This window comes from Streptomyces pyxinicus (assembly GCF_024753135.1).
In the GTDB taxonomy this organism is placed as follows: domain Bacteria; phylum Actinomycetota; class Actinomycetes; order Streptomycetales; family Streptomycetaceae; genus Streptomyces; species Streptomyces pyxinicus.
Genome location: NZ_JANUGP010000016.1, coordinates 154,253 through 172,447, shown reverse-complemented (window position 1 = coordinate 172,447; position 18,195 = coordinate 154,253). Strand labels below are relative to the sequence as shown.

Sequence of the window (18,195 nt, the reverse complement as noted above, 5' to 3'; positions counted from 1 at the left end):
CCGGGGGAACCGGGTCGGGCTGCTGGGGTTCGGTGATCTCCGGAGCCGGTTCGGGGGACGGTGCCGGGGAGTTCGGCGGGAACGGGAGGGGCGCCGCAGCCGAAACGGCCGCCTGCACTGCCTCGGGCGACGGTTCCGGAACGGACGTCGGCTCCGTGTCTGAGCCCTTGGCCGTCCCCGCGCCCGCCGCGGCAGTGGTCCCCGCGGCGGACCCGCCCCCCGACTCCGTCCGAATGCGCGGCAGCGGCAGCGGCACGGGCACGGGCACGGACGCGGAATCCGGAACCGGCAGCGCGACCTCGGAGGGCACGTACACCGCCTCGGCCGCCTCGGCAGCCGCACCCGTCTCGCCCGGGACCGGCCCGCCGTACAGGACGGTCCGGTGGCCCAGGGCGTCGGCGAGGGCCTGGCCGGGTGCGCGGTCGGCCGGCGTGTCGAGGGCGCCGTACAGCAGGAACCGTACGGCGGACCGGGCGCCGGGCAGCACCGTGTCCCAGAAGCGGGCCACGTCGGCGAGTGCCAGCGGCGGGGTGCCGGGGCTGCCGAGGGCGACCAGGTAGAGGTCCGCGTCGATGGGCAGGGTCTCCATCGCGCGCCGGTACCGGCCGGCCGGCGGGTCCCCGTCGGTACGGCGCAGCCACACGCCCGCCGGTACCGGCTGGGCGACGGAGTGGGTGCCGGCCGGCCGGGTGCGGGCCGGCGCCGAGAACTCCCAGTGCGGTTTGGGGAAGCGCTGCCCCACGGGCTCGGCGTCGCGGCCCGGCCGGAAGCGCAGCCAGGCGGCGCCGTCGTCGCCGGGCACGAACAACTGGCCGGAGCGGGTGGGGATGAGGTCGCCGTCGGGGGCGAGCACCTCGCGGCCGAGCCGGGTGGCGATGAGGCGGCCGGCCGTGCGGACGTCGTCGCCCGTGCCCCGGCCGAACACCAGCCGCGGGCTGCCGTACCGGGAGGACGACAGCAGCTTGGCCACCGCCTCCCACTCCGTGGCGAGGGCGCCGGCGGGCAGGTCCACCACGACGAGGGTGTGCCCCGGGTCCCCGGTGATGCCCTCGGCGAAGGCGGCGGCCCGCTCGTCGAAGCGGCCCTTGGGATGGATCAGCAGGGCGTCGCCCACCCGCGTCGAGCGCAGCCGCAGTCGGCCCACCGGACTCAGCCCTTCGCCGCGGCGGACCGGCTGAGCACCGGGCCGTCGGGGACGAGGGCGAGGACGCCCGCGGGCAGCGTCAGCCGGTGCTCGCCGTCGTGGAACCCGAGGGCCCGCGCGGCGTCGGCGTCGGCGATCCGGTACTTCCGGCCCTGCTCGGTGATCAGGTACTGGTTCCGGCCGCCGTCGGAGGTCGCCAGGGCACCGCCGCCGGGCGGCAGGACGACGCCTCCGTCACCGGGTGCGGTCACGGTGATCCGGTGCCGGCCGCCGGTGAGTTCGGTCAGGCAGACGGTGGCGCCGTCCAGGGCGTGGACGCCGGAGAGGTCGGGCACCCGGCCGGTCGTGCCGTGCTCGGCCGAGACCGGGACGGCCGCGATGTCCGCCTGCCCGACCTGTCGCGGCGCGGGCGCGCCGGGGCGGGCGGCGAGCAGGGCGTACTCGGTGGCGTTGACGCGGGCCAGTCCGTCGGCGTGCATCAGGTAGTCGTGCTCGGCGGTGCCGGTGCCGGCGCGGAAGACCTCGCCGACCCGCGCGGCCTGTCCGGCGACCTTCCCGGCCGCCTTCCCGCTGCCGGCCGGCACCGGCGCGGCGAGCGGGGCGCCGGTCGGGACGGCGGCCAGCCAGTCGGCGGTGGCGGGCAGCACCGCCTGGTCGTCCAGGCCGAGGGCGACCAGCGCCGAGGCGCCGGGCACCGGGTACTTGACGCCGCGCACGAGCAGGTACCGGGCGCCCTTGGGGCCGCCGAGCAGCACCAGCCGGTCGTCGGGCAGCGCGGTGCGCGCGGCGGAGCCGCCGAAGACGAGGGTCTGGCCCTTGCCCGCCGTCGCGTGGGCCGGCAGACAGCGCGACCACGCCCCGGTGGCCAGCGCGGACGCCTCGGGGACGGTGTCGGGAGCACCCTGGATGCCGACGGGCGTGCTGTGCCGTACCCCGGCCAGGGACTTGGCGGACACTGTCTCGGGGGCGGTCCGCTCGCCCGCGATGAGCAGGGCGGAGGCGTAGTTGCGGACGGGACGCAGGACGCCGTCGGCGTAGACGTAGCGGGTGCCGGTGTCCTGCTCCAGGACGACGGTCCCGTCCTTGCGCCAGTCGTCCTCGGCCGCCGGGGAGATCAGCCCGTACACCCCGAACCCGGCGCACAGCAGCACCACCAGGCCCGCCCCGAAGACCGAGCCGAGCGCGGACCGCCGGGTCGGGCTGTCGCCCCGGCCGGGGTCCCCGCTGACCAGGGAGGAGGCGAGGCGGCCCATGGCGAACTGGTAGGCCTGCACGTGATCGCGTCGCGTCTGCATGCGTGTCCCTCCTAGCCCGCGAGGCCGCGGAAGTACGCGTACGCGTGCAGCACCTGGAGCAGCAGCGGCAGCAGGGCGATGGCCGTGAGGATCTCCAGCAGGTCGCCGAAGTGGCCCCACACCGGCAGCAGCCGGGCGCGCGGCAGCCGCCAGGCGCCGACGAGCAGCGCCAGCGCGGCGGCCAGCAGCACGGCGAGTACGACGGCCCGCCCGCCCGGACCGGTGGGCGCCACGCGGACGATCAGCACGAGCCCGATGCCGTAGGCGCCCGCCAGGACGGCGGAGACCCGCTGGAGGGTGCCGTTGGTGCCGCGCGCACGGAGCAGCACGGCCAGGCTGAGCGCGAGCGGCAGCAGCCAGCCCGCCCAACCGCGCTCACGGTCGACGAGCAGCCAGAGGGCGACGCCCCACACCAGCGCGGAGGAGACGCTGATCATGTCGACGCAGGCGGTGGCGACGGCGACCCGGCGGCCGACGCTCTCGCCGGGCTCGGGCTCGATGTCCTGCTGGAGTTCCTCGGCGTCGTGCGGCAGTTGGGGCACCCGCAGCCGGGCCGTGCGCAGGGCCAGCCGGGGTGCGAGGTGCCCGAGCACGAACAGGGCCACCGCGACCACCGAGGCGGCCTGGACACCGTGCAGTCCGGTGCCCTCGGCCAGTCCCGCGCCGGCCGCGGCGGCGACCGCCGTGAGCAGCACGGTGCCGGGCACCACCAGCGGGAGCGCGTCCAGCGCGAGCAGCACACCGGCCAGCGCGACCACGCAGACGGCGCCCGCGAGCACGCCGGTCAGCCCCGGGGCGAACTCCCCGGCGGGGCCTTCGCGCAGCGTGGTGCCGGCCAGGGCGGCGAAGCCGAACGCACCGGTCCCGGCGACCAGGACGCTGCCCCGGTCGGCCCGCATCCGGGCGGCCGTGGCGCAGCCGACGGCCAGTACCAGGGCGATCGCCGCGGCGGCGGCCGCGGTGCCGGGGCCGGGGCCCGCGCCGAGCGTCGCGGCGGCGAGCGCGGCCAGGGCCAGGCAGGACAGGGCGAGGCCGAGGCGGCGGGTGAGCTCGGAGCGCCAGCGGCCGGGTCCCGCGCCGACGGCGTGCGCGACACCGTCCGCGATGTCGTCGTACCGCAGGGCGGGCAGCGCCGCGTCGGCCGGCCGCAGATGCAGGATGTCGCCCTCGCGCAGCCCGGCGCTCTCGGGGGTCGCCTCGGGGTCAAGGGGCTCCTCGCCGAGGCGTTGCAGCACCCAGGGGGCGCCCTGCGCGCCGGGGGCGGTGGTGACCTGGCGCAGCAGGACCGGCAGCAGGTCGGAGACCGTGGTGGTGACCGGGACGGCGAGGTCGGCGCGGCCGTCCGGTGCCTCGACGGTGAACCGGCAGACCTCGGTGGCCGGGGCGGGCGGGGAAGCGGCGTGGGTCATCGTGTTCCTGTGGGGACGGAGGCCGCCGGCACCAGGCCGGTCTGGACGAGCCTGAGGGAGCGCCGGGTGACGAGCTGGGCCCGGCCGGCGGGCAGGGTGCGGGGCTTGGCCTCGCCGATGAACTTGCCCTCCTCCTTGGGATAGGAGAACAGCAGCGCCGGGTTGCCCAGCTCCCACATGCGCCGGATCAGCGGGTCCATGACGGAGCGCATGGCGCCGGAGGTGGAGCGGGCGACGACCAGGTGCAGCCCGATGTGGGCGCCCTGCGCGAGCAGCGGCACCAGCGGCATCATCGGGGAGGGCGTACCGGGCGCGCCGGCGAACAGGTCGTAGTCGTCGACGAGGACGAACAGCAGCGGACCGCTCCACCAGTCCCGCTTCTCCAGCAGTTCCGGGGTGACGTCGGCGCCGGGCTGCCGCTTGGCGACGGAGACGGCGGCGCTGTCGGCGAGCTTGCCCAGCGCGTCGTTGTCGACCACGTACCCGACCCGGTACTCCTCCGGCACGTCCTTCAGGAGTCCGCGCCCGGGGTCGGCCAGCAGGATCCTGGCCTCCTCGGGGCGGTAGCGGGCGGTGATGGCGCGGATGGCGAGCCGCAGGGCGTTGGTCTTGCCCGTCTCGCCGTCGCCGAAGACCAGCAGGTGCGGGGTGGCCCCGAAGTCGTGCCAGACCGGGGAGAGCCGCTGCTCGTCCCAGCCGAGGCAGAACCTGAGATCACGCGTGTCCGCGGGGGCCGGCAGCCTGCGGGCGTCCAGGCTGGTCGGCAGCAGCCGCACGCCGGGTGCCCCGGGGCCGGTCCAGAAGGTGTCGATCTCGGCGACCGCGGCCTTGGTGGCGGCCGTCAGGTCGTCGGTGCGCGAGGAACTGTCGAGCCGGGGCAGGGCGGACAGGAAGTGGTGGCCGGAGCCGGTCAGACCACGGCCCGGCTGGTGCGGGACACCGGCCGCCGCCCGGGAGCCGACCTCGGACTCCATCGAGTCCCCGAGCCGGAGTTCGAGCTTGGTGCCGAGCATGTCCCGCAGCCGGGGCCGCACTTCGGACCAGCGGACCGCCGAGGCGACCACGTGCAGACCGAACGACAGCCCTCGCGCCGCGAGTTCCATGACCCGCTGCTCCAGGTCGTCGAAGTCCTGGCGGAGCGTGGCCCAGCCGTCGACGACGAGGAAGACGTCACCGAACGGGTCGTCGATCGTGCCGTCCGCGCGCAACGCCCGGTAGGCGGCCATCGATTCGAGCCCCCGGGAGGTGAACAGCTGCTCCCGCCGCTCCAGGAGCTGGGACAGCTCCTCGACGGTGCGCAGCACCCGGTCGCGCTCCAGCCGGGTCGCCACCGAGCCGACGTGCGGCAGCCCGGCCGTGGAGACGAGACCGCCACCGCCGAAGTCCAGGCAGTAGAACTGCACTTCGCGAGGTGTGTGGGTGAGCGCCAGGGACAGCAGCAGGGTGCGCAGCAGGGTCGACTTGCCGGTCTGCGGCGCCCCCACCAGGCCGACGTGGCCGTCCGCCCCCGACAGGTCGGCGACCAGCAGTTCCCGCAGCTGCTCGAAGGGGCGGTCCACCATGCCCAGCGGCACCCGCAGCGCGCCCTGCACCCGGGGATCGGCCGCGCCCATGCCGCGCAGCGGGTCCGGCACGATGCCGGGCAGCAGCTGGTCGAGGCCGGGCGACTCGGACAGCGGGGACAGCCAGACTTGCCGGGCCGGCGGACCGCTGTCCTCCAGACGCGCGACGAAGACCTCCAGAAGGCTGTCCTCGGCGGCGCCCTCACCGCCGTCCTCGCCCGGCCGCTCCGCCTCGCCGTCCTGGTCGCGCAGGACCTCCTCGGCCAGCGAGACCAGGCGGGCGCCCGCCTCCTCGGCGGCCGGGGCCGACGGCCCCTGCCGCTCCAGGCCGAAGGCCGTCACCTCGCGCACGGCACCCGCCTGCTCCGCCGTCTCCTCCGGGCCCGGAGGAGCGGGCGCGGGACCGGAGACGTACGCGGCCTTGAACCGCACGAGGTTGGTGGTGTCCACCTTCAGATAGCCGTTGCCGGGCGCGGAGGGCAGCTCGTAGGCGCTGGAGGTGCCGATCACGCTGCGCGACTCCATCGAGGAGAAGGTCCGGAGCGCGATCCGGTACGACAGATGCCCCTCGACCCGGTGGATCCGGGACTCGTCCAGCCGCTGGGAGGCCAGCAGCAGATGGACGCCGAGGCTGCGCCCGAGCCGGCCGATGGAGACGAACAGCTCCACGAACTCCGGCTTGCTGGCGAGCAGTTCCGAGAACTCGTCCACGATGATCAGCAGCGACGGCAGCGGGGCCAGGGTGCCGGCCCCGGCCGCGCGCGCCTTCTCGTACTCGTGGAGCGAGGCGTAGCCGGCCTCCCGCAGCAGTTCCTGACGGCGGATCATCTCGCCGTTGATGGAGTCCCGCATCCGGTCCACGAGGTGGAGTTCGTCCGCGAGGTTGGTGATGACGGCGGAGGTGTGCGGGAGCCGGTCCATGTTGAGGAACGTGGCGCCGCCCTTGAAGTCCACCAGCACCAGGTTCAGGATCTCCGAGGAGTGGGTGGCGGCCAGTCCGGTCACCAGGGTGCGCAGCAGCTCGCTCTTGCCGGAGCCGGTGGCGCCGATCAGCAGGCCGTGCGGGCCCATGCCGCCCTGCGCGGACTCCTTCAGGTCGAGTTCGACGATCTCGCCGTCCTCGGTGACGCCGACCGGCACCTTCAGCCGTGCCTCCAGAGCCTGGCGCGGGCGCCAGGTGGCCGGCACGTCGAAGCCGCGTACGTCACGGACGCCGAGCAGGGTGGCCAGGTCGAAGTCGGACTCCAGGGGCCGGTCCACCAGGTCCACGCCGCCACCGGTGCGCATCGGGGCGAGGGCCCGGGCCAGCGTCTCGGCCTCGACGCGGCCGAGCCGGTCGGCGGCGCCGCTGACGGTCTCCGCGCCGCCGGGGAACTCGACCCCGCCGTCCCGGACGCCGAGCCGCAGCACCTTGGGCCCGCCGGGCACCGCGCCGGTGAGGTCGAGCAGCACCACCCCACGTATCCCGGCGCCCAGCAGGCGCGAGGTCCCCGGCAGCCGGACGCCCTGGGCGACGATCACCGTGAACGGTTCGGCCACGCTGGGCGAGGCGGCGGGGTCGTGATCGGGGCGCTCGCGGACGTCCTGCCCGAGCAGGTCGAGCAGTTCGTCGTGGTCGCCGGCGGCGAGGCGGACCCGGCCGGCGGAGTCCTCCTGCGCCGGATGGGCGTTGTGCGGCAGCCACTTGAGCCAGTCCCACTCGCGGCGCGCGGCCTCGTCGCCGAGCACCGCGACCCGCAGCTCGTCGGGGGAGTGGAAGACCGCCAACTGGCCCAGCACCGCGCGCGCCAGGGCCAGCGCGTCCTCGGTCTCGCCCGTGAACTCCACGCTGGTGAAGCGGCGCAGCGCCACCGGCACGGGCAACCCCGGAACGGTCTGGTGCGCCTTGGTGAACCGGCGCAGCGAGACCGCGCACAGCGGTTCCAGGTCCTCCACCGGCTTGGTCTGCGGCGGCAGGAACTCCAGCGCGGCCCGGCGGGTCGCCAAACCGATCCGGACCCGGGCGAAGTCCTCGTGACCCGGCCTGCGTTCCCACAGCCTCGGTCCGGCCGCGAGCGCCCACAGGTGCGAGACGTCCGGGTTGTCCCACAGCAGCGCGGCCCGCTGGGCGTCGGCGGCTCCCCGGGCCTGCGCCCGCTTCTGACCGAGGTAGCGCAGGTAGTCGCGGCGTTCGGCACGCATCCGGCGACGCCGTTCCGCGCCCGGCCGGCCGATCTGGGTCAGCGTCATGCTGACCATGGCGACGCCCATCATCCCGGTCATCATGTACATCGACGTGCCGCCGCTGCCGACCGAGTACATCAGCACCATGGCCCCGGCGCCCAGGCCCATCGGCAGGTACGTCATCACGGAGCCGAAGTCGGCGGTGGCCGGTTCGCCGAGGACCGGGGGCTCGGCCAGTTCGACCTGTCCCTCGGGCATCGGGGGGCCGTCGGCACGCGGAGAGCGCTTCGCGATGACGGTACTCAACGTGCTCTCTTTCCTTCTTGCCCGAGCCTGGATCTGCCCTGGACCTGCGCGCCGAGCGTAGGCAGCGGGGCGCCCCCGGCCCGCGTCGTACGGCCGATGTCTGTCCCGGCGGACACCGATGCCTGGTCGCGGGGGCAACGTCGCCAAGTGCACGCCAAGTCACCGCCAAGGCGGGCCGGTCACGATCCCCGGGCGTCCACCACCCGGAAGGAAAGCAAGAACGTTGGGGATGATCTCGATCGCGGTCCTCGCCGGTGACCCCCTCACCGGCGAGGGAGCCGTCAGCTGCCTGCGCAGATACCCAGGGCTGCACGTCCTGCCTCAGGACGAGCACCCGCACGCGGACGTGGTCCTCATGATCACGCCGGACGTGACCGAGGAGACGATGCTGCTCATGGAGTCGGTGTCCGCCCGTTCGGCCCGCCCCGGCATGGGCATCGTGCTGGTCACCGGGCACCTCGGCGAGGCACACCTGCTGCGGGCGATGCGGTACGGACTACGCGGGCTGATGTGGCGTCAGGACAGCACCTTCGACCGCATAGTGGAGGCCGTGCGCGGCGTGGCCGACGGCGGGGCCGCCCTGCCGCCGGCGGTGCAGGGCCGGCTCGTCGACCACCTGCGGGCGATCCAGCGCGACGTGCTGGCGCCGTTGGGGCTGACCACCTCCGGCCTCGAAACCCGTGAGGTCGATGTGCTGCGGCTGCTGGCCGACGGCCTCGACACCACGGAGATCGCCCAGAAACTGAACTACTCCGAGCGCACCATCAAGAACATCGTCAGCGTCATGATGAACCGGCTCGGCCTGCGCAACCGCACCCACGCGGTCGCCTTCGCCCTGCGCACGGGAACCCTGTAGCCGCGATCCCGGCCATCGCGGGCGCGGCTGCCGGGAAATCCGGTACGCAGGGGAAGGGATGTCGGTCCTGCCGGGCAGACCGGGCGCCGCCGGCCACCGCACGCGGCCCGCCGGGCCCTAGGGTCACTCGCCGGCAGACCTTCACACGCGGAGACAGGGGCGGGCAGACATGGAGCGCACGACGGGGCGTCCGGACTCCCCCGAGGAACCGGCCGTCTGGGAACGACCGCTGCCGTGGCTGGGGGAGACGGAGTCCCGGGGACTGGCGGAGGCGGAGGGCGAGTCCGGGGCTGCGGCGGAGTCCGCACCTGACTCCGCCGTAGAGCCCGAGTCCGGGAACAGGCCCGAGCCCGAGACCGCGTCCGAGACCGCGTCCGAGCCCGAGGCCGAGCCTCGGTCCGAGGACAGGCCCGACGCCCGAACCGACCCGGAACCCGAGACCGACTCCCACCCCACCCCGGCGGGGGACTCTCTCACCGTCCCGGAACCGGTACCGGCGCCGACCCCCCGGCCGGGCGACGAGGACACCCCGGTCCCCGGCACCGCGGACGCCCCGTCCGGACGCCTGTTCCGCCTGCCGGTGACGCGGACGCAGGCACCCGGCGGCACGGCCGAGGCACGTGCCCGGCGCGCCGAACCGGAGCGTGGCGCACGGGTCGTGGGCGCGGCGATCGCCGGCGGCGCCCTGCTGGTGCTCGGCCTCGGCACCGCCGGGTTCATGGCGATGCCCGGGGACGGCGACTCCGGACCGCGCGCCGCGACCGTCGGCGACGGCGCCCGCCCGCACCTCGCCGAGGACGGAGCGGTGGCACCCTCCCCGTCCCGGTCCGCGTCCAAGTCGGCATCGGCGGACGGCCGTCCGGCCCACCACGACAAGGCGACGCCGGACCACCCCGCCGAGGACGCCCCCGCCGGCAAGGGTTCCTCCCCGAAGCCGGCGGCCGGCCACCGGCACGAGGCAGCCGACGCCTCGGCCACGCACACCTCCAAGACCGCCGGCGCCTCCCCCCACGGCTCGAAGCCCAAGCCGAAGCCGGCCGCCAAGCCGGCCGGACGGGCCACCGTGGTGGCCGGGGACGCGATCGTCGGCTACGGCTCCGCCAAGTGCGTCGAGGTGAGCGCCCACGCGGGCAAGGACGGCTCCCCGCTGCGGCTGTGGAGCTGCGACGGCGACGCCTGGCAGAAGTGGGTCTTCAAGTCCGACGGCAGCGTGCGCTCCATGGGCCTGTGCCTGGACATCGCCAACGCCTCGCAGGCCGACGGCGCGGCCATCCAACTGGCCAGGTGCAACGGCGGCTGGGCCCAGCGCTTCCGCCTCAACAGCGCCCACGACCTGGTCAACACGCAGATCGGCAAGTGCGTCGACGCCAAGGACAACGGCTCCGGCAACGGCACCCGGCTCCAGCTGTGGGAGTGCTCCGGCACGTCCAACCAGAAGTGGCATCTGGGCTGAACCGGCCGCCTGTCACCCTCGGGGTGCGGAGGCCGACCGGGCCGCCGCCGCCAGATGCCGCGAACCCCAGCGCAGCGCCACGTCCTCGGCGAGGGCGAAGTACCGGCGCGCCGCCGCCTCGTCACCGAGGAGCCGGTACAGCTCTCCGAGCGAGTGGGCGAAGGGCCGGGTGACGAAGGAGACGCTCGCGGCGCCGGCGAGCTGGGCGCGCAACGGGAGCAGCAGCGGGACCAGTTCGCGGGCGGCGGGCACGTCCCCGAGGAGGAAGGCCAGTTCGGCCCGGAGGGACAGGGCGATGCCGTACAGGTGGTCCGGTACGACGGGCACGGCCGCCGGAGTGCGCCGGCCCAGCGCGTACGCCTGCTCCAGCTCACCTTGCCGGGCGAGCACCACGCCCAGCGCCAGTTCCGCGGTGGGCATGGCGGCGGTGTCGAGGGCCCGTAGCAGGGGTTCGGCTTCTTCGGGGCGGCCCTGGCCGAGTCGTACGGTCGTCAGGCCCAGGGCGTGGACCAGGTCGCCGTGCGGTGAACCGTGCGCGCGCAGGCGCTCCCGCACCTGGGCGTAGCCGGCCTCGGCCTCGGCGAAGCGGCCCTCGACGTGGGCCAGCATCGCCAGGGTCGTCAGGGTGATCGACTCCGCCTCCGCCAGCCGGTGCCGACGGGCGACCGCCCGCCCTTCCCCGGCGTGTGCGCGCACCCGGGCGACGTCGCCCCGCACCGCGGCGGCCATGGCCCCGATGTGCTCCCGCACCCAGCTGTTGGCGGGCAGGTCGTGCGCGTACCCGAGCACCCGCAGTTCGGTCGCCAGGGTCTCGCGGCGGTCCGGGCACGCGTGCGGCGTGACGGCGGACACCACGGTCAGCGCGGAGGCGAGCAGCAGCGGGTCCCCGACGGCACGGGCGACGGCCAGCCGCCGCGTGGCGTCCGCCACCCGGTCCGTCGCATACGGGTCGTCACCAGCGCTCGTACCGCCGGCGTCCTTCGGGCCGGGCGGCAGGGCGCCGAGGACGGCGGGGTCCAGGTCGGCCCGTGCGAGCAGCCGGTCGACGAACGTGTAGAGCGCCGTGGAGTCGACGAGCCCCCGGGGCCCGCTCAGCGCCGGCCCCGGGCCGAGCCAGGCGCCGAGCGCGGCCGTCGCCAGTTCGTCGGGCGCGATGCCCTCGGCCGCCTCGACGGCGCGCTGCCGGGTGTGCCGCGCCGCCATGATGGACCCGGCCCGGATCTGGGCGCGCAGCAGCCGTCCGAGGAGGACGACCAGCCGCCCGGGCCCGCCGTCGGCCGTACCGTCGTCCGTGGCGGCGGGGATCAGCGCGAAGATCTCGATCGCCTGGTTGAGCAGCTCGACGGCGGTGTCGTGGGCGTAGCTCCGCTCGGCCAGGTCCGCCGCGCCCAGCGAGTAGTCCACGGCGAGTGACGCGGTCCGCGCGCTCGCCGCCCGGGCGAAGTGGTGTGCCAGCGCCGCGAAGTCGTCCGGACGGCGCCGCCGCAGCACCTCGGCGAGCCGCGCGTGCAGGCGCGCCCGGCGCACGCCGACGAGGTCGGTGTAGAGGGTGTCGCGCACCAGGGCGTGGGCGAACCGGACCACCCCGGGCGCCGGTTCGGTGAGCAGCCCGGCCACGACGGACGCCTCCAGGGCGTCGAGTACGGCGTGCTCGTCGTGCGTGCCCGGATCCGCGGCCTCGACGAGCACCCCGACCTCGGTCTCGCGGCCGACGACGGACGCGAGCTGGAGGACGGCGAGCGCCCCGGCGGGCAACTGCCGCAGCCGTCGGCGCAGGACGTCGCGCACCCCTTGCGGCACCTCGGAGATCGCCACCAGCGCGCCCTCGCTGGCGAGCAGCCGGGCGCTCTCCCGCACGTAGAAGGGGTTGCCCTCGGTGCGGGCGGCGAGCGCGCTCACGGTCGCCGCGTCGACCCGGTCCCCGCACAGGGCTCTGACCAGGGTGTCCACGTCGGAGAGCGGCAGCCCGTCGAGCGCCAGCCGGTACGGCGAGCGGTGGGCGAGTTCGGCGAGGGTCTTGGTCAGCCGGTCCTCCGCGTCCGCCGGGCGGTAGGCGGCGATCGCCAGCACCGGCGATCCGACCAGCTCGGCGGTCCGCTCCAGCAGGGCCAGTGTCTCGCCGTCCGCCCGGTGCAGATCGTCGACGATCACCGCCAGCGGCGCGTCCGCCGCCGCCTCCCGCAGCCAGGTGCTGAACGCCCGGTGGAGCCGGAACCGCCCGGCGGACGGCAGCGCGTGGTCGGCGGGTTCGCCGTCTCCCCCGCAGGAGCCGCACGGGCCGCCTTGCTCCTCGCCCGCGCCGTCCTGTTCCGCCGCTCCGCTCCCGGGGCCGTCCCCGTCGCCGTATCCGGCCTGGTGGACCAGTGCGCCGAGGGCGCCCGGGTCGGCCGGGGGCGTCCGACGGGCGAGGGCGCCGAGCGCCTCCACCCACGCCCAGGCCGAGGGCGCGCCGCCGAACTCGGGGCAGCGGCCGAGCACCACCGTCCAGCCCTGCTCCCGCAACCGCCGCTGGAAGCGGCCGAGCAGCGCCGACTTGCCGGCACCGGCCTCGCCGGTCACCAGGATGACGCCGCCGGTCCGCCAGGCGTCGCGCGCGGCACTTTCCAGGGCCCGCAGTTCGTCGCCGCGGCCCACGAAGAGTTCGTCGGCGGGCGGGGCGAGAACCGCCGCCGGGGAAGGCTCGGCCTGTTCCACCGCCGTCGAGGGAGCCGACGGCACCGCCGCGCGCAGTACCTCCGTCCGCCCGGTCCGCAGGGCCCCTTCCAGCTCGGTCAGGGCGTCGCCGAGACCCAGACCGAGTTCGTCGGCCATGACGGCGGCCGCCCGGTCCAGTTCGGCCAGTGCGTCGGCGCGGCGCCCGCAGGCCCACAGCCCGAGGGCCAGCAAGCGCCGGCCCTCCTCGCGCAGCGGATGCTCCCGTACGAGCGCCTCGGCCCCCGGCACCGCCTCCGCCGGGGCTCCGGACGCGAGGGCCGCGCCGACCGCCAGCTCTTGTGCCACGAGGTGCAGTTCACCCAGCCGGGCCGCCTCGGCGCGCGCCCACTCCTCGTCGGCCCACTCGCCGTAGGCCGCTCCGCGCCACCAGCCGAGCGCCTCCTCCAGCAGCCGCCGGGCCTCCGTCGGGGGCGCCGTACGCGCCTGTCGTACCGCCGCCTCGAACCGCCAGGCGTCGACCGCGTCCTCCGGCAGCCGTAGGGCGTATCCCGGCGGGGCGCTGACCAGGACGCCGGCCGGGGCGCGGGGTATGCGGCCGGGTTCGAGCGCGCGGCGCAGATTCGAGACGTAGGCGTGCAGGGAGACGGCCGCCTTCTCCGGGGGCCGGCCCTGCCAGAGGCTGTCGATGAGACGGTCGACGGGTACGACACGGCCGCGGCTGGCCAGCAGGAGGGCGAGCACCGCACGCTGCCGGGGACTTCCCAGGTGGACCGGCGCACCGTCTACCTCGGCGCCGATCGGTCCCAGGACCTGAACACTGAGCATGAGTCGTGAATCTACAGCGCCGTTTCTCCGGCTCCGAGGCGCCTCCGGGCGTGTCAGCGGGCGCTCTCGCCCGCCGTGCCGTCAGCCGGCCGGTCCGTCAGGCGCTCTCGCGTGCGGACCGGACGGCCATGAGGTTGTCGACCAGCCGGGCGGCGTCGGCCGCCGGGTCCATCGGCAGGGACAGCAGGGCACGCACGTAGGCCGGGGACAGGAGCAGCTCGAAGACGTCCATCCAGGTCAGCGCGGTGGCGCCGGCGGCGTCCAGGGCGGCCTGCATCTGTCGGACCCGCGGCTCCACGAAGTCCAGTCCGTTCTCGCCCGCGCCGCCCGCCCGCAGCAGGGCGCGGAAGAAGGCCAGTTGGCCGGGCTGGTTCAGGTCGGTGAGGAGGTTGGTGACCCAGGTGAGGAGGTCGGCGTGCAGGTCACCGGTCGCGGGCAGCGGGGAGCGGCTGTCCAGTTCGTCCACGATCGTGTCGATGATCAGGCCGTCGGCGCTGCGCCAGCGCCGGTAGATGGTGGCGGGGTGCACGCCCGAGCGGGCCGCCACCTCCGCGATCTCGACGGTGCCGTCCGCCGATTCGGCCAGCAGTTCACGGGTGGCCCGGTGCACGGACTCGCGGGTGCGGGCGGTACGGCCACCGGGTCGGGAGGTTCCTGTCGCTTGCGTCACGACACCAGTCTATCGCGAAACAGTTGCGTTTATCGATGGAGGGGCGCTACGTTAAACGCGAATGATTCGCATCAGGCTTCGGAGGTTCCCATGGCACACGTACTCGTCGTCGGTGGCGGAATCGCGGGGGACACGCTCGCGCTGCTGCTGGAACGGCAGGGCTGGCAGGTCACCGTCGCCGAGATCGCCCCGGGCCCGCGCCCCGGCGGTCAGACCGTCGACCTGCGGGGAGACTCCCGGGAGGTGCTGGCCGAGACCGGACTGCTCCCGCAGGCCCTGGACTGCCTCGTGCCGCAGCGCGGCGCGGCATGGATCGACGCCGACGAGCGGCGCCTGGCCGAGATGCCCGTGGAGGCCTTCGACGGACGCGGCTACGTCTCCCGGGAGGAGCTGCTGCGGACCGACCTCGCGCGGATCATCCACGAGGCGGCCGGACCGGGGGTGACCCACCGCTTCGGCGAGACCGTGGACGCGCTGGAGGACACCCCGACGGGCGTGCGGGCCCGGTTCCGCGGCGGCGCGGAACAGGAGTTCGACCTCGTGGTCGGCGCCGACGGCGCGCACTCGCGGGTCCGCGCGCTGCGGTTCGGCCCGGAGGAGCGGTACCGCAAGCCCCTCGGCCTGGCGCACGCCTGGTTCACGCTCACCGAACAGCCCGGAACGCCACGGGTGGACGGCTGGTTCCTGACGCACAACGCCCCCGGCCGCCGGAGCGTGGAAGCCCGTCCCGGACACCCGGGGCAGCAGGAGATCGGCCTGACCTTCGCCGCCGACACCCTGCCCCCGCGCGGGGACCGGGAGGCCCGGTTCGCCCTGCTGGAGCGCACGTTCGCCGATGTCGGCTGGCGGGCCGCCGAATTCCTGGCCGCCGCCCGGCAGGCCCCCGACTTCGCCCTGGACACCTTCGACCAGATCCACGTGCCGCGGTGGTCCGACGGCCGGGTGGTGCTGCTCGGCGACAGCGCGTGGTGCGCGAGCCCGCTCAGCGGTCTGGGCACGGCCCTGGCCCTGCGCGGCGCCGCCGAACTGGCGACCGCGCTGCGCGCGGCCGGGGCCCCCGACGACACCGGCCGGCTGCCCGCCGCCCTGGCGGACTTCGAGCGGGCGATGCGCCCAAGGGCCGCCTCGGCGCAGCAGCTCCCGCCCGGCCGCGTCGCCTCCATGGCTCCGAAGACGGCGCTCGGAATCCGGGTCAACGCGCTCGTGATGCGCGCACTCCAGTCGAAGGCGGCCCGCCCGCTCGTCAACCGGGCCTTCGCCGCCACCGAACACGGCCGCGCCACGGCGACCGCCGAGACGGCACCGGAGACCTCCGCTACCTGACCGGCGGGGGAGTGCCGGGAGCCTCCGGTGCCGGGATGCCGTCCTGCCGGGGCCGCGGCCGGGTGGCGGTCGGCGCCCGGTCGGGCCCCAGCAGCCGGAACACCGCGCTGAGCACCACCGCGGCGATCGCGCCGGCCGCGACTCCGCTGCCGAACAGGATGCGGGCCCAGGACGGCAGACCCGCGTACATCTCGGGCGCCACGATCGGCAGCAAACCCACGACCAGGGCGAGGGCCACGACGATGCCGTCACTGCCGTGGGCCAGGTCGGCGCGGGAGAGCATGCCGAAGCCCATGACCGCGATCACCGCGTAGACCACCAGCCCCGCGGCGCCCACCACCGGCTCCGGGATCGCCGCGAGCGCCCGGGTCAGCGGCGTGAACAGCCCGCACACGATCAGCAGCACCCCGGCCGCCGCCGTCACGAACCGGCTGCGTACGTGCGTGAGTTGGACGATGCCGATGTTCTCGGCGCTGGTCACCATCAGCGACGTACCGAAGATCCCGGAGCCGAGCGAGACGAGGGCGTCGGCGCGCGCGATGCGCGGGACGTCGCGGCCCGGGTCCGCCGGGCGGCCGACGGCCTCGCTGTTGAGGACGGTCTGCCCGGTGGCCTCGGCGAGCGAGGCGAGCGCGAAGACCAGCAGCGGTACGGAGGCGAGCAGGTCGAAGTGCGGCGGCCCGTACGGGAAGGGGTCGGGCAGCGCGAACGCACCGCCGTGCGCCATGTGCGGCTCGGTGCCGGTGAGCACCGCGACCAGCGTCCCGCCGGCCAGGCCGAGCAACACCGCCAACTGCCGCCACACACCGCGCAGGACGAGGAAGAAGAGGGCGATGACGGCGAGCGTCGCGAAGCCGAGGGCCGGCCCCGAGGCGACCATCGGCGCGGTCACCTTGATCATGTTGATGCCGATGAGGACCACGGCCGTGCTCATCACCAGCGGCGGGAAGAGCCGTATCAGGCGCCCGTAGAAGGGCAGCACACAGAGCAGGAACGCGGCGGCGAGCAGCACCGAGCCGGACGCGGTCGCCGGGCCGTACTCCCGCGCGATCTGGAGGAAGATCGCCACCGCGGCGCCGCCCGGCAGCATCAGGAAGGGCAGCCGGGCGCCGACGCGCAGGGCACGCACCCCCACGGACTGGGCCAGCGCGCCCACCCCGCACAGCACCAGCGTCGCGCTGAGCAGGGACGCGGTCTGCCCGGCCGACAGCTTCAGGGTCGTGGCGACGAGGATGGCCGAGGACACGGGCGCGGCCACACCGGCCAGCAGGTGCTGGCAGGCGAGCGGCGCGAGACGCCGGAGCGGCAGCCACTCGTCGACCGGTTCCACGGCCGGCGCCGTCGTGGCGGTCACCGGTTCAGCCACGGCAGTTCGGCCGCGGAGTAGCGGTAGGAGCGGAAGACCGCGTTGGGTTCGGACGGGAACAGCCGCCGTACGTCGCTCTCCTGGTAGCCGCCGAAGTACGGGACCACGTACTCCCAGCACAGGTAGCCGTCCCGGGTCACCTCGAAGAGGCGGCCGGCGGGGGAGTCGGTGACCAGGGTGTTGCCGTTCGGGAGGCGCTGGGCGCTGCCCATGAACGGCGCGAAGAACGACTCGCGCGCCGGGTCCTGGTACTCCCACACGACCTCGCCGCTCGCGCGCCCGATCTCGACGACCCGGCTGAACGGCACGTCCGACCCCGGCCGGAAGACGCCGTTGTCGAAGACGAGGAAGTCGCCGTTCGGCAGCTCGGTCGGGCAGTGCTGCTGTGAGACCACGCCCGGCTCGGAGCGCCACACGATGTCGCCGGTGGCGCGCTCGATGACGACGACCGCGGAGACCGAGCGGAAGCTGGCGAGGACGTTCCCGTCGGCGAGCGGCAGCACGCTGTTGATCAGCGGGTAGTGCTCGCGGGCGTAGTCGGGGTGGAGCGGGAAGGCGTCCCGGTCGAGGCGCTCGGAGACCCTCCACTCCCAGGTGCGGTTCCCGTCGGCGTCGACCTCCACGATCGTGTCCGCCCAGACGGTTCCGCCGTCCGCCTCGGAGCCGGGCACACCGCCCCGCACGGCCGCGGCCGCCGCACCGGTGAGCGGTTCCAGGGCGGTGTACAGCAGCCGGCCGTCGCCGTAGTGATGGGCGTCGTGGTGCTGCAGCGGGTCGCGGTGCTCGCGCAGGACCGTCCCGTCCGGGGCGATCTCCCGCATCAGGCCGCCGCGGTACTTGTGCCACATCGGGAACAGGGCCGGCTCGCCGGGCAGGACGCCGTTGTGGGCGAGGTTGCCGTTCGGGAGGATCCGGGCGTGCCGGCCGGGCCGGTGCGGCAGGTCCCACCGGTGGACGACCGCACCGCGCAGATCGATCAGGTAGACGGCGCCGCCGCCGGTCAGCGGCGCGAACAAGGTGTAGCCGCCGTACGAGGCGTCCTCGTCCAGGGCGATCAGGCCGGTCCCGCGGCGGCGCCGCTGGTTCTGGTCCACACGAGCCATGGAGGCCCCCTTTACTTAACTTTCTTAAGCAGCGGTGAAGGAGTTAACCACGGCATAGGGTGCTC

Annotated in this window: 10 protein-coding genes and 1 pseudogene; 3 read left to right on the top strand and 8 right to left on the bottom strand. The window is 75.1% G+C overall.

Going from position 1 to position 18,195, the window contains the following annotated elements; genetic code table 11:
* The 4 genes and pseudogenes from NX794_RS21415 to eccCa all read right to left on the bottom strand — a co-directional run.
* Positions 1–1,144 (bottom strand): annotated as a pseudogene (locus NX794_RS21415) (hypothetical protein); the annotation flags it as partial.
* A gap of 5 nt (positions 1,145–1,149) precedes the next feature.
* A complete protein-coding gene (gene eccB, locus NX794_RS21410) occupies positions 1,150–2,439 on the bottom strand; it encodes a type VII secretion protein EccB (RefSeq protein WP_258780251.1) in 1,290 nt (429 codons plus the stop codon).
* Between the two features lie 11 nt (positions 2,440–2,450).
* A complete protein-coding gene (gene eccD, locus NX794_RS21405) occupies positions 2,451–3,848 on the bottom strand; it encodes a type VII secretion integral membrane protein EccD (RefSeq protein ID WP_258780250.1) in 1,398 nt (465 codons plus the stop codon).
* Positions 3,845–7,879 carry a type VII secretion protein EccCa gene (gene eccCa, locus NX794_RS21400; protein ID WP_258780249.1) on the bottom strand — a complete coding sequence of 1,345 codons (4,035 nt, stop codon included), beginning with the start codon at positions 7,877–7,879 and terminating at the stop codon, positions 3,845–3,847. The genes eccD and eccCa overlap by 4 nt, the downstream gene beginning before the upstream one ends.
* A 229-nt stretch (positions 7,880–8,108) precedes the next feature.
* Here eccCa and NX794_RS21395 point away from each other — a divergent pair, with 229 nt between their 5' ends.
* Both NX794_RS21395 and NX794_RS21390 read left to right on the top strand, forming a co-directional pair.
* Positions 8,109–8,735, top strand: coding sequence for a response regulator transcription factor (locus NX794_RS21395; RefSeq protein ID WP_258780248.1), 627 nt, complete (start codon positions 8,109–8,111; stop codon positions 8,733–8,735).
* A gap of 169 nt (positions 8,736–8,904) precedes the next feature.
* The gene (locus NX794_RS21390) at positions 8,905–10,188 is read left to right on the top strand and encodes a ricin-type beta-trefoil lectin domain protein (protein WP_258780247.1); all 1,284 of its coding nucleotides are present in this window, start codon (positions 8,905–8,907) and stop codon (positions 10,186–10,188) included.
* A gap of 12 nt (positions 10,189–10,200) precedes the next feature.
* On the opposite strand, the gene NX794_RS21385 is transcribed toward NX794_RS21390, so the two are convergent.
* A complete protein-coding gene (locus tag NX794_RS21385) occupies positions 10,201–13,668 on the bottom strand; it encodes an ATP-binding protein (RefSeq protein ID WP_258780246.1) in 3,468 nt (1,155 codons plus the stop codon).
* A gap of 97 nt (positions 13,669–13,765) precedes the next feature.
* A complete protein-coding gene (locus tag NX794_RS21380; protein WP_258780245.1) occupies positions 13,766–14,338 on the bottom strand; it encodes a TetR/AcrR family transcriptional regulator in 573 nt (190 codons plus the stop codon).
* 90 nt (positions 14,339–14,428) lie between these two features.
* Between NX794_RS21380 and NX794_RS21375 the strand changes: the two genes are divergently transcribed.
* Complete coding sequence (locus tag NX794_RS21375; protein ID WP_258780244.1) at positions 14,429–15,661, top strand: FAD-dependent monooxygenase; 1,233 nt, start codon at positions 14,429–14,431, stop codon at positions 15,659–15,661.
* On the opposite strand, the gene NX794_RS21370 is transcribed toward NX794_RS21375, so the two are convergent.
* Together NX794_RS21370 and NX794_RS21365 are read right to left on the bottom strand one after the other, a co-directional pair.
* A complete protein-coding gene (locus tag NX794_RS21370; protein WP_258780243.1) occupies positions 15,654–17,015 on the bottom strand; it encodes a uracil-xanthine permease family protein in 1,362 nt (453 codons plus the stop codon). The two genes, NX794_RS21375 and NX794_RS21370, sit on opposite strands and share 8 nt — an antisense overlap.
* The gene (locus NX794_RS21365) at positions 17,012–18,130 is read right to left on the bottom strand and encodes an aryl-sulfate sulfotransferase (RefSeq protein ID WP_258780242.1); all 1,119 of its coding nucleotides are present in this window, start codon (positions 18,128–18,130) and stop codon (positions 17,012–17,014) included. The genes NX794_RS21370 and NX794_RS21365 overlap by 4 nt, the downstream gene beginning before the upstream one ends.
* Positions 18,131–18,195: the final 65 nt, after the last annotated feature.